This is a genomic window from Bacillus seohaeanensis (assembly GCF_042684945.1).
Lineage (GTDB): Bacteria > Bacillota > Bacilli > Bacillales > Bacillaceae_B > Rossellomorea > Rossellomorea seohaeanensis.
This window is the reverse complement of the sequence record NZ_JBHUMF010000004.1, coordinates 44,779-57,060: the sequence shown is the minus strand read 5'-3', so window position 1 is coordinate 57,060 and position 12,282 is coordinate 44,779. Positions and strand designations below refer to the sequence as shown.

Below are 12,282 nucleotides of genomic sequence, written 5' to 3'. Positions count from 1 at the left end.
ATGAGAAAAAGTCAGCAAGAGTTAATAAAACAAATTTCTGATAAAGAATTGACGTATCATCTATATTTTACGCAAATTTTACTATTAACAATTTCGTTCGTCTTAAGTATATTTTTATTTAATAACTTTTCGACATTTTTCTATCAATTTCAATTGTCCTGGGATATTTTTTTGATTGGTATATTGAGCGGAATAGTTATTGTACTTTTAGATTTGTGCTTAATGAAAATTATTCCGGAAAAGTATTATGATGATGGAGGAATTAACAAAAGGGTTTTTTCTTCTCGTAGTATTTCTGAGATAGCATTTTTAGCTGCAGTCATAGCAATCAGTGAAGAAGTATTATTTCGCGGAGTTATTCAATACCATTTCGGATGGTTGATTGCGAGCGGTATCTTTGCAGTAATACATTTCCGTTACTTTGCACATTGGTTTCTAATTAGTAATGTCGTACTATTGAGCCTTTGGATAGGTTGGGTTTATGAGTGGACAGGAAATTTATTAGTAACAATCATGATGCACTTTGTCATTGATTTTCTATTAGGAGTACACATGAGATGGAAAGCAAAACAGGCTGAAAAAAAAGAAGGGATATCCGATGAATAAAGATCCATACAGAGACAAAGCGGCTCAACTTAAACAGAAAATTGAAAAGGTTAGCCCAGAGTCCGATGAAAAAGTGAAAGAATCTCTACCTTCTAGAAGTGAAGTTCACCAAAATAAAAAAACGAAGAAAAAATTTAAGTATCCTTTAATCAGGGTATTATTGCTATTTTTTATCCTTTTACCGCTTATATTTTTTAGCTTATATTCAATATTAAATAACAGGGATTTACCATTAAATCCAACAAAAGCCTCGGATGATGTGGAAGAGGTTGAAATTGATAATGGGGAACCACTGGACAACGAGGAAGAAAATATTAAGGATACACAGTCTACTTCAAAAGGGAAAACTGTAGATAATAAAGACAAAGAGAAGGAAACGACACCAACGAGTTCTCAAAGCAAGGATGATCTCCAAGATGAGCTGTCTCTAAGTAAGGAAGTGGACAACACTAAAGAGACTCCTCCTCAATCAACTGATTCATCATCGGAGCTAACAGAACACAGCACAGTCTACCATACGGTGCAGCCAAAAGAGACATTGTACCGTATAGCTATGAAGTATTATCAATCTTCAAATGGCATTGAAAAGATAAAAAGTTGGAACAACCTATCTACTAACGAAATTCAATCCGGACAGGTATTAGAAATTCCAATTGATAAACAGACGAACTAATGTTAGCTTAATTCCCCCCTTATTCTTGTAGAGTCGTTACTAACTTTTAAAACAGTACTTGCAGGTATTCTATTGGACTGGACATGTTCATATGATTAGAGTAAGGGGGGAGAGTTGTGAATTCAACTATTCAAAATTTAAGCGAATGGACTGACCATGCTACAAAGCAGATGCTTCATAATGTAGTGGAAAGGAAACAAAAATTTGATAAAGCTAAGAAAAATCACTTAATTGTTTTATGGATAAGTGTTTTTACTGCCTTTTTCTTTTTTTATTATTTATATAAATATGTAATGGGTCCCTATTCCTATTCTTTTGCTGCAATGTTTTCTGTCTATGTATCTAAGTCTTTTCATGTATATATAACAATGGTTATAATAGGGTTATTTGGTGCGACAAAAGTCCTGTATCAAAAAAAAGAAAAAGCGGAAAAAGAATATCAAGCATTGAGGTGTGAAATCATCGACCGAAGTAAAGACTTATGGAAAGAAGATGCTTGGAAAAAAAGACATCAAGTATACGAATTAATGAAAAAAAATTGGGATATCAATTTATTTCATGAAAGTAAATGAAGAAGGGTATTTAGAAATGATTATATAGATGTTGAATAGTAATTGATTTACTAATAAAATTGGAGGGATCATATGTTTGTTAAAAGCGCAATGATACCAAAACATAAATGTTATACAGTTAGTGAAAACGATACAATTGAAAAAGTATTAGAAATGTTGGAGAAACACCAAATTGATGGGGTTCCAATTCTTTCTGGAGATAAATATGTTGGGGTTGCAACTAGATATAATATTTATCAGGGATTTTTTCAGTCTACTCTGGAAAAAGAAGTTTATTTAAAGGAAACAAAAGTGATAGATATTGCTGCCAATAAAGAGAAGGTATTAACAGGTGATGATATTTTTGAAAATACGCTTGTAGACTTGCAAGACTTCCCAATTCTATCCGTTGTAGATGAAAATAAAAACTTTATGGGACTCATTACTCGATTTGATATACTTGATCAATTTAAGAGTGCTTTTGGATTACAGCAAAAAGGAGTACGCATTGCATTTACCTCTGTTGAAACGGAAGGACGTATTGCTAGGTTAGGTGATATTATTCAACAATATTCAGAATCAGTCATCTCACTCGTGACGTTCGACGCTTCAGACAAGCTCCTTAGAAGAATTGTTTTAAAGATAGAAAAGAAGGGCAACTTAGATAAGTTTTTGAAGAAATTGGAAAAATCAGGTTTTCGGATTTTGCATATACAAGAAGATGAATAAAGTGAAACTAACAATCGGACATTTACTGCTGGTTGCCCGGGGAATGAGGCTTCTTAGCAGCTAATGTGGGATAAAATGTTTCATTAAAAAAAATCCTTCTCATATTGTTTTATGGGAGGGATTTTTTTGTATATACATTTACTAAAACTCGCGATAACTTTTATATTAGGCTACTTATTCATTAAATGGTTTCCTGATATTCAACCAATATATTTTTCCGAGTTTGTCATTCAACTTGTATTAAACCCTATTGAATTCTTTTTTGGATCAATTGCTTTAATGATGGGATTAATAATTCAAGGTGGGTTACTAAAAGTAGAGTTTAGATCTCTTTTTACAGCGTTTAAAGGGAGATGGCAATCACCTATATTGTTAATTCCAATTCATATGGTAACATTATACGCTCTAACATTGTTTGGAGAGTGGCAGACGTTTGTTTTTTCCGTACTGGCATTTATTTATGGTATTATTTCATTAGATTTACATGGCCGAGGAGGACAACATGGTTGAATTATTACTCATACTAGCTATCGCAGGCATTTGCCTATTTGTATTTATGTTAAGGGAAGCATTTCGAAATTATGTAAAGGAAGAAGAAATTTCTTTTCTAAACTTTCCGGATGATGTGGCCCCTTTAAAAATATTTTTTATTTCGGATATACATAAACGTAAAATTTCACAAAAAATAATTAATCATGTGAAAGGGAAGGCTAAAATAGTTATTATTGGAGGAGATTTGCTAGAAAAGGATGTTCCATTTGATAGAGTTGGAAAAAATCTTGATATGCTGTTAGAAATAGCACCAGTTTACTTTGTTTGGGGAAATAATGACTATGAGGTAGATGCGGATTATCTGAAGAACTTGTTTCGTGAAAAGGGTGTTATAGAATTAGTTAACAATGCCTTTGTGCTAGCTTCAGGTAAAGAGAAGGTAATTAACCTTATTGGTGTAGATGATGCAAGTACAAATCAAAGTTATTTATCTCAAGCAATGAAGCATGTTACTCCTGCTGATTTTAATATATTAATCAGTCATAACCCGAGAATGGTAAAGGAAATTAAAAAAAAGGATGGTATTGATTTTGTTATTAGCGGCCATACCCATGGAGGACAAATCCGTTTATTTGGCTGGGGTCTCTATAAAAAGGGACGTCTGGAAAGGAAATCTGAAACGACTTTATTAGTGAGTAACGGATATGGAACGACAGCGTTACCGTTAAGGTTGGGAGCAAGAGCAGAAACACATCTTATTACAATTGGAAAGTAAAAAGATATGTAATAAAGTGAAGAGGAGTCCTTCATCTCATCCCTCACTAATTGTTAGTGAAACCAATCAGGCATTTAGGAGCAGTTATCCCCCACATGTTGTGCTTATCTGATTTTTCAAATCTTGAAGCAGGGGCTTACAGCTCGTTAATGCGAGGATAAATAGTTAGAAATAAATTATAAAGGTATCACAAGCACTTAATTTTGCCCTCGACATAGTATGATGATAAGTCGTCACACTCAGGGGGCAATTTTTATGAGGCTCGAAAAAATTTCTGAAAACCAAATAAAGTTTTCTATAGATGTAAATGAGTTAGAAGATAAGGGGATTTTTGACGAAGAGCAATGGAAGGATTCTTTTGTTTGGCATGATCTTTTTGAAGATATGTTGGATGAAATTCAAAAAAAATTTGGGTTTGAAGCACAGATGGAAGTTACGGTCGAGATAGAGTCTGTTAATGATACGGAAATATGTTTGATTTTAACACTGGATTCTGAAGATGACTTTACTGAGGGAGAAAGCAGGCTTTCCACTAGTACAATCGATGAGTTAACATCTGTATACGAGTTTACTGACTTTGAAGACGTCATATCTATGTTTCTAAGACTGGACATAAGTATGTCTGAAACAGTTGGGGCTTGTTCCTTATATAGCTGGAAAAATCTCTATATTATTATTTATGAGAACTTACCAAGCGAGTTGTTTGCACTGATTGATTCATTAGGTACAGAATACGGAAAGCATAGCAATTATACAGTCCATATGGTAAAAGAATATGGAATGCCTATTCTGCTTAAAAACACAATTCAAACAATAAAAGATTACTTTTCATAAAATCACCTACTATCCTAATGGAATAATCAAATAGCAGATGTGATTGTACCATAAGATAAACTGAAAAGCGGCACAAGTTTACCCTACAACAATATAGCATATGAATCTAAAGAGTAAGATGTTGAAGTTGAATTATAGGATAGCAGGTGTTTTGTTTTTCTGCTTGTATAATTAAAATTATAATGGGACTCCCTGAAAATAATAAACCTTTAAAAATACATGTTTTAAAAAGTCTGATGCAGGGTATAAGCTATAATAAAGTTATAAATTCAAAATTATGATAGCGTTTTCAAAAAACTTTATTGAATTCCATTTTCCATCTTTGCAAGCAGTATCCAAACGTGTATACTAGTGTCTGAAAGCGGATATAAATTCCGCAATTCAGGGAAAATAACTGGGAGGTTTACATAAATGGTAGCCAAGAAAGGAACAGAAAATAACCATACAGAAGACAAGCATGATGTACTAAAGTCGACACAAACAGTCATTCATCATGCACTTGATAAATTAGGTTATCCGGAGGAAGTTTTCGAACTATTAAAGGAACCTGTTAGAATGTTAACAGTTAAAATACCTGTTCGAATGGACGATGGAACCGTAAAGGTATTTACTGGCTACCGGGCACAGCATAATGATGCAGTTGGTCCAACAAAAGGTGGAATTCGTTTTCACCCAAACGTGACAGAGAAAGAAGTAAAAGCTCTTTCCATTTGGATGAGTTTAAAATGTGGAATCGTTGATTTACCATATGGAGGCGGTAAGGGAGGAATTATTTGCGATCCGCGTGATATGTCCTTTAGAGAATTAGAAAGACTAAGCAGAGGCTATGTTCGAGCGATCAGTCAAATTGTTGGTCCAACAAAAGATATTCCGGCACCTGATGTTTTTACAAATTCACAAATTATGGCGTGGATGATGGATGAATATAGTAGAATTGACGAATACAATTCGCCAGGGTTTATTACAGGAAAACCGATAGTACTCGGAGGCTCGCATGGTCGCGAAACGGCCACTGCCAAAGGCGTAACAATTTGTATTAGGGAAGCAGCCAAGCGTAAAGGTATTAATATTGAAGGTGCAAGAGTAGTTGTTCAAGGCTTTGGTAATGCAGGAAGCTTTTTAGCAAAATTTATGCATGACGCAGGGGCGAAAGTAATTGGGATATCTGATGCATATGGCGGTTTGCACGATGAAGAGGGATTAGACATAGATTATTTACTCGATCGTCGTGATAGCTTTGGTACTGTTACAAAATTGTTTAAGAATACTATTTCCAACAAAGAACTATTGGAACTTGATTGCGATATACTGGTGCCTGCTGCAATAGAAAATCAAATTACTGAAGAAAATGCACATGATATACGGGCGAGAATTGTCGTTGAGGCGGCGAATGGACCTACTACATTAGAGGCAACAAAAATCCTGACTGACCGTGGAGTACTGCTTGTACCTGATGTGCTTGCTTCCTCTGGAGGAGTAACCGTTTCTTATTTTGAATGGGTACAAAATAATCAAGGTTACTACTGGACAGAAGAAGAAGTAGAGGAAAAATTAGAAAATATCCTTGTGCAGTCATTTAGTAATGTATATGAAGCTTCCCAATCTAGAAGAGTAGATATGAGACTTGCTGCATATATGGTAGGTGTACGGAAAATGGCAGAAGCATGTAGGTTTAGAGGTTGGATATAGTCTAATGTTCTGTAAACATTTTAATAAAGCTTCTCTTTTGCATAATAAGGAAAAATCTCCTATCATAAGATAGGGGATTTTTTGTTGGAGAGATTTAGAGAGTCTCTTTTTGAAGAAAAATGGTGATTCTCCTAAATATCCCCCAAAAGGGCATGTTAAATAATAAAATCATCTTATTTCCGATAGAGAATTATAAGGAGTGTCGGAGCTTGAAAAAAGAAAAATGCATCATTATTGGCGGTGGTCCTTGTGGATTATCAACCGCAATTGCTTTAAAAGAAGTTGGTGTCGATCCTTTAGTAATAGAAAAAGGGAATATTGTTAACGCCATTTATCAATACCCTACACACCAAACCTTTTTCAGTTCAAGTGAAAAACTTTCTATAGGGGATGTACCCTTTATTATTGAGGGACATAAACCAAAGAGAAATCAAGCACTTGTGTATTATAGGGAAGTGGTAAAAAGAAAAAATTTACGGATAAACCGGTTTGAAAAGGTAAATAAGGTAGAAAAATTGAATGGAAGCTTTATTGTATATACTTCTAACGAACAGTATGAAACAGACAATGTTGTCATTGCTACTGGATACTACGATAATCCAAATTATATGAATCTTCCTGGTGAAAACCTAAAAAAGGTTTTCCACTATTTCAAAGAAGCGCATCCATTCTTTGATACAGATGTAGTTGTAATCGGTGGAAAGAACTCAGCGGTAGATGCAGCAATAGAACTAAATAAAGCAGGCGCAAGAGTAACGGTTTTATATAGAGGGTCGGAGTACTCAAAAAGTGTAAAACCATGGATTTTGCCCAATTTTGAAGCACTTGTTCGGCATGGAGAAATTGATATGGTGTTTAACTCAGAAGTAAAAAAAATTACGGAAAAAGAAGTCGTATTTGAAGTGAATGGTCAAACGAGAGTAATAAAGAATGATTTTGTTTTCGCTATGACTGGTTATCATCCTGACCATAGCTTTTTGACAAAAGTCGGAATTGAGATAGATGCAGAAACTGGAAGACCGGCATACAATCAGGAAACGATGGAAACAAATGTGAAAGGTATTTATATAGCCGGTGTCATCGCAGCAGGAAATAACGCAAACGAAATTTTTATTGAAAATGGACGGGAACACGGGGGATTAATTGCGAGGTCTATTAATAAAAATAATTAAAGTATAAGTGAAAATGAACTGCTTACCTAATTAGTTAGGGTAGGCAGTTCATTTTTTAGGGATAAGAAAAGTTTCTACATTGGTGCTTGTCTTGTGCTATGCCTAAGGCTAAATGAGCCGCTTCCGCTTTTCTGTTTGTCCAGCTCCAGCGGCTAGCTCGCTGTGAAAAAGATAATTTCCCTCTAAAGGCAAAAAGGCGCCTTTTGAGGGAAATTCCTATTTTCTTCACGAGCTGATCGAGCCGCTTCCGCTTTTCTGTTTGTCCAGCTCCAGCGGCTAGCTCGCTGTGAAAAAGATAATTTCCCTCTAAAGGCAAAAGGCGCCTTTTGAGGGAAATTCCTATTTTCTTCACGAGCTGACCAAGCCGCTTCCGCTTTTCTTAGTTTTTAAAGATTTTTTCTAATTCCATTAAGTCATTTGTTTTGGAGAGGGCAACCATTAATTTTATTCGTGCTTTTTGTCCATTTAAACCGTTTGAAAAAATAACACCCATTTCTTTCAATTGTTTGCCACCGCCAGGGTAACCATATACATCTTGAGCGATTCCATTGAAACATCTTGAAACCAATACAACAGGTATATTTGATTCGATTAACGCCTGAATACCTTCAAGAGATTGAGGCGGTAAATTTCCTTGTCCTAAAGCTTCAATAATAATTCCATCATATTGAAGATTCTTTATAGCAAAAAGTAATCCAGAGTCCATTCCTGCATATGCTTTAATGAGGGTAACTCTTTTCGTAACATCATTAATAGTATATTTTTCCACTGATGTAGGATGATGATGAAAGAGAACACCACGTTTCGTTACGATACCGATTGGTCCGTATTGCGGACTTTGAAAGGTAGAGACGTTGCTCGTATGAGTTTTCGTACAGTTCTTTGCTGAGTGAATCTCATCGTTAAGTACAACTAATACGCCTTTATTTTTAGAATTTTCTTCTGAGGCAACCCTAACAGATGAAATAAGGTTATATAAGCCATCAGCACCAATTTCATTGCTAGATCGCATAGCTCCTGTTACAACAACTGAAACGGGTAATGATATCGTTAAATCTAGAAAATAGGCAGTTTCTTCTAATGTATCTGTTCCATGAGTGATGACAACACCATCAAAAGGTTTTTTCTCATATGTTTCTTCGATTATGCTTTTTAGTTTAAGCATATGAAAAGGGGTAATGTGAGGAGATGGAAGATGGAATGCCTCTTTCATTTGGATATTAGCTATATCTTGAACAATAGAAGACTGTATAGACAACGGATTCTCCTCATTTGGCATAACAGCTCCTGTAGTACTATCCTCCATCATCGAAATGGTACCGCCTGTATGTATGAGTAGTATATTTTTTTTCATAGTAAATCCTCCAAACTAGAATAAAATGATATTTCCAATCCTACATATACATGATACGATTAAGAAAACAGAAAGAAAAGAGGACTTTTTATGCTGGTGATCTTGTCAGCTGGTATTGCACCAGGATTAGCTTTACTTAGCTACTTTTATCTGCGTGACCAATACGAGACTGAACCAATTACACTAGTTTTTAAAACATTTTTATATGGTGCTTTAATCACCTTTCCAATCATGTTTTTACAATATATATTAGAATTTGAAGGTATTACACAGTCGTACTGGATAAATGCATATTTTTCTTCTGGGACATTAGAGGAATTCTTTAAATGGTTTATTTTAATGTTTGCTATATTTCACCATGTTGACTTCAATGAGCCGTATGATGGGATTATTTATGGGGCGAGTGTTTCATTAGGCTTCGCGACAGTTGAAAATATTCTTTATCTAATTGCACATGGGGTAGAATTCGCATTTGGTCGTGCGCTTTTACCTGTATCAAGTCATGCGCTTTTTGGAGTGATAATGGGCTATTATCTTGGTAAGGCAAAATTCAGTGTAAAGGATGAGAAGGGGAAGTGGTTAATTATTTCCTTGCTTGTATCCACTATTTTGCACGGTACTTATAATTATATTTTCCTAGCAGAAAAGAATTGGTTGTACTATATGGTTCCATTTATGCTGTTTTTATGGTGGTTAGGCCTTAGAAAAGTAAAGCGTGCCCACAGGATGACTGCAAAACAGTATGAAACTGCTAAAATGGAAAAGAAAGTTCTTTAAAAAGATGATTCGTTTGAATCGTCTTTTTTTATTTAACCTTACCCCCTGAAGAGTCAGGTAGGAGAAAATTAGTTACCATAGGCTCTCATTTAAAACGAACGAAGAAAAGACAAATAATAAATCATCTTGTATAAAATGGCTAACACTACAAAAACTAGGTTTAATGTTAATTGAAGATTTGGAGGTTAAGCATTATGAAGAATTGCTTCAAATGGATAACTACTTTCATAGTCATGGTGCTTGTTTGTTTTGTTCTTTCTATCACTACGTTTGATAGACAGGCAGAGGCATTTACAAATCAAGTCATCCAAAAAGGAGCAACGGGTGAAGATGTTATAGAGCTCCAATCAAGACTCCAATATATAGGTTATTATAATGGTGATATTGATGGCGTCTTTGGCTGGGGGACATACTGGGCATTAAGAAATTTCCAGTACGAGTTTGGTCTTCCCATTGATGGTCTTGCTGGATCTAAAACAAAACAAAAACTCGTCAAAGCTTCTAAATATGATAAGGAGTTTGTTAAAAAACAAATTCGAGAAGGGAAAAACTTCAGCCACTACGGAGGAGTCGATCTAGCAAAACAAAAAGAAGCAGATAGTGGCGGTGGGCGTAACGGTGATGTGAAAAAAGGTGCGAAACCAGCACCAAAAGCGAACCAAGAGGCAAAACCAGCACCAGAAAAAAAACCGGAAGCAAAACCAGCACCAGCACCTAAGAAAGAGGCCTCAAAACCAACTGCGGTAAATACTCCTAATGGTTTCTCGCAAAATGATATTCAACTTATGGCAAATGCTGTATATGGGGAAGCGCGCGGTGAACCTTATGAAGGACAGGTAGCTGTTGCGGCTGTAATTTTAAATCGTATTGACAGTCCATCATTTCCTAATACAGCGTCCGGAGTTATTTTTGAACCAGGTGCATTTACTGCTGTTGCGGATGGTCAAATATGGTTAACACCAAATGAAAGGGCAAAGGAAGCTGTACTAGATGCAATTAATGGGTGGGACCCTACATCTGATGCTCTATATTACTTTAATCCTGTAACGGCAACTAGTGATTGGATATGGTCAAGACCTCAAATTAAAAAAATAGGTAAACATATATTCTGTGATTAAAGGGGTGAAAAGGTATGCTACGTAATATACTAGTTGGTGTTTTAGTGATAGGTGTTGCTGGAGCGGCGTATTGGGGCTATCAAGAACACCAAGAAAAAAATGCTATTCTTATTAATGCGGAAAATAATTATCAACGGGCATTCCATGAACTTACCTACCAAATGGATTTACTGCACGATAAAATTGGGACAACACTTGCAATGAACTCGAGAGAATCTTTGTCGCCTGCACTGGCGGATGTATGGAGACTTACTTCTCAAGCACATAGTGATGTGGGGCAGCTCCCATTAACATTGTTACCTTTTAACAAAACGGAAGAGTTTTTAAGTAATATAGGTGATTTTAGCTACCGGGTAGCAGTAAGAGATCTAGATAAGAAACCTCTTTCTGAAGAGGAGTACGGATCACTAAAGAAACTATACAAGCAGAGTGCAGATATTCAAAGTGAATTAAGAAAAGTTCAGCATATGGTACTTGAGAACAATTTACGATGGATGGATGTAGAAATGGCCTTAGCCTCAGGTGAAGAAACTTCTGACAATACGATAATTGACGGGTTTAAAACGGTAGAAAAACAAGTAGATGGGTATGATGAGGCAAATTTCGGTGGAACAACATTCGTGAATACTGCGAAGAAAGAAGAAAGCTTTAAAAAAATAAAAGGGAAGGAAATAACGGAGAAGGAAGCGGTCAATGTCTTACGTAAATACTCAACACTAGATAAAACGAAAGATGCCAAAGTAGTTCAAAGTGGTAAAGGAGCTGATTACGAGTTTTACAGTGTATCAATCGGAAATGGGAAAACTGAAGCAAGCATGGATATTACGAAAAAAGGTGGATATCCGATATGGTATATCCATAACCGTGATGTCGAAAAAAGTAAGTTAAGCTTGAATAAGGCCGGTGAAAAAGCAACTAAATTTTTGAAAGATAACGATTTTGAAAACCTTGAGATGTTTGAAAGCGCACAGTATGACAATATGGGTGTTTTTACTTATGTAACAACGTTAGATGGAGTGCGAATTTACCCTGATTCAGTCAAAATGAAAGTGGCATTAGATAACGGACAGATCATCGGTTTTGCGGCAGAGGAATATTTAAGGAATAGTCATGAACGAGATATTCCAAAGCCAACAATTTCTGAGAAAGAAGCAAAAACAGATATTAATCCAAATCTGAAGGTGATGGAAACACGTCAAGCTATTATTGTTAATGATTTGAACGAAGAAGTGCTGTGTTACGAATTTTTAGGAATGCTTGGGAAAGATACTTATCGTATTTTTATTAATGCGGATAGTGGGGAAGAAGAAAAAGTAGAAAAATTAAAAAATGCAGAACCAGTATATGATGAAGTAGTATAACAGTATCGTGAAGAAAACCCGTTTTTACAAAAAACGGGTTTTCTTCAGTTGCAGTAGAAAGAGGTTCGGGTGATTTTTAGAAAAGATTATTTTCGTAAAGTTTGTTGTTTGTGGGGAGTGGATACTTCCTTTCTGTTACAGGCACTTGCCT

Annotated in this window: 13 protein-coding genes; 12 read left to right on the top strand and 1 reads right to left on the bottom strand. The window is 35.5% G+C overall.

The genetic code is table 11. The features are described 5' to 3' along the window. The 9 genes from ACFSUL_RS02135 (at window position 1) to ACFSUL_RS02095 (ending at window position 7,521) form a co-directional block, all read left to right on the top strand. The gene (locus tag ACFSUL_RS02135) at window positions 1-606 is read left to right on the top strand and encodes a CPBP family intramembrane glutamic endopeptidase (RefSeq protein WP_377932278.1); all 606 of its coding nucleotides are present in this window, start codon (window positions 1-3) and stop codon (window positions 604-606) included. Continuing rightward, window positions 599-1,279, top strand: coding sequence for a LysM peptidoglycan-binding domain-containing protein (locus ACFSUL_RS02130; protein ID WP_377932276.1), 681 nt, complete (start codon window positions 599-601; stop codon window positions 1,277-1,279). The genes ACFSUL_RS02135 and ACFSUL_RS02130 overlap by 8 nt, the downstream gene beginning before the upstream one ends. A gap of 116 nt (window positions 1,280-1,395) precedes the next feature. Then, window positions 1,396-1,851 (top strand): DUF2663 family protein, encoded by a 456-nt coding sequence (locus tag ACFSUL_RS02125; protein ID WP_377932274.1) that lies wholly within the window; start codon window positions 1,396-1,398, stop codon window positions 1,849-1,851. 72 nt (window positions 1,852-1,923) lie between these two features. Beyond that, on the top strand, window positions 1,924-2,559 hold the full coding sequence (locus ACFSUL_RS02120) for a CBS domain-containing protein (protein WP_071411458.1): 636 nt from the start codon (window positions 1,924-1,926) through the stop codon (window positions 2,557-2,559). Between the two features lie 126 nt (window positions 2,560-2,685). Then, the gene (locus tag ACFSUL_RS02115; RefSeq protein ID WP_377932272.1) at window positions 2,686-3,069 is read left to right on the top strand and encodes a hypothetical protein; all 384 of its coding nucleotides are present in this window, start codon (window positions 2,686-2,688) and stop codon (window positions 3,067-3,069) included. Continuing rightward, a complete protein-coding gene (locus ACFSUL_RS02110; protein WP_377932270.1) occupies window positions 3,062-3,826 on the top strand; it encodes a metallophosphoesterase in 765 nt (254 codons plus the stop codon). The genes ACFSUL_RS02115 and ACFSUL_RS02110 overlap by 8 nt, the downstream gene beginning before the upstream one ends. Window positions 3,827-4,081: 255 nt before the next feature. Continuing rightward, a complete protein-coding gene (locus tag ACFSUL_RS02105) occupies window positions 4,082-4,660 on the top strand; it encodes an adaptor protein MecA (protein WP_377932268.1) in 579 nt (192 codons plus the stop codon). 411 nt (window positions 4,661-5,071) lie between these two features. Continuing rightward, the gene (locus ACFSUL_RS02100; RefSeq protein ID WP_377932266.1) at window positions 5,072-6,349 is read left to right on the top strand and encodes a Glu/Leu/Phe/Val family dehydrogenase; all 1,278 of its coding nucleotides are present in this window, start codon (window positions 5,072-5,074) and stop codon (window positions 6,347-6,349) included. A 209-nt stretch (window positions 6,350-6,558) separates the two neighbouring features. After that, on the top strand, window positions 6,559-7,521 hold the full coding sequence (locus tag ACFSUL_RS02095; RefSeq protein WP_377932264.1) for a YpdA family putative bacillithiol disulfide reductase: 963 nt from the start codon (window positions 6,559-6,561) through the stop codon (window positions 7,519-7,521). Between the two features lie 379 nt (window positions 7,522-7,900). On the opposite strand, the gene ACFSUL_RS02090 is transcribed toward ACFSUL_RS02095, so the two are convergent. Next, window positions 7,901-8,875 carry an asparaginase gene (locus ACFSUL_RS02090; protein ID WP_377932262.1) on the bottom strand — a complete coding sequence of 325 codons (975 nt, stop codon included), beginning with the start codon at window positions 8,873-8,875 and terminating at the stop codon, window positions 7,901-7,903. Between the two features lie 90 nt (window positions 8,876-8,965). On the opposite strand from ACFSUL_RS02090, the gene prsW reads away from it, so the two are divergent. The 3 genes from prsW to ypeB all read left to right on the top strand — a co-directional run bounded on the left by prsW (window position 8,966) and on the right by ypeB (window position 12,131). Next, complete coding sequence (prsW, locus tag ACFSUL_RS02085; protein WP_377932260.1) at window positions 8,966-9,652, top strand: glutamic-type intramembrane protease PrsW; 687 nt, start codon at window positions 8,966-8,968, stop codon at window positions 9,650-9,652. 233 nt (window positions 9,653-9,885) lie between these two features. Next, window positions 9,886-10,770, top strand: coding sequence for a spore cortex-lytic enzyme (sleB, locus tag ACFSUL_RS02080; protein WP_377932332.1), 885 nt, complete (start codon window positions 9,886-9,888; stop codon window positions 10,768-10,770). A gap of 14 nt (window positions 10,771-10,784) precedes the next feature. Further along, window positions 10,785-12,131 (top strand): germination protein YpeB, encoded by a 1,347-nt coding sequence (gene ypeB, locus ACFSUL_RS02075; protein WP_377932258.1) that lies wholly within the window; start codon window positions 10,785-10,787, stop codon window positions 12,129-12,131. The last annotated feature ends 151 nt before the right edge of the window (window positions 12,132-12,282 follow it).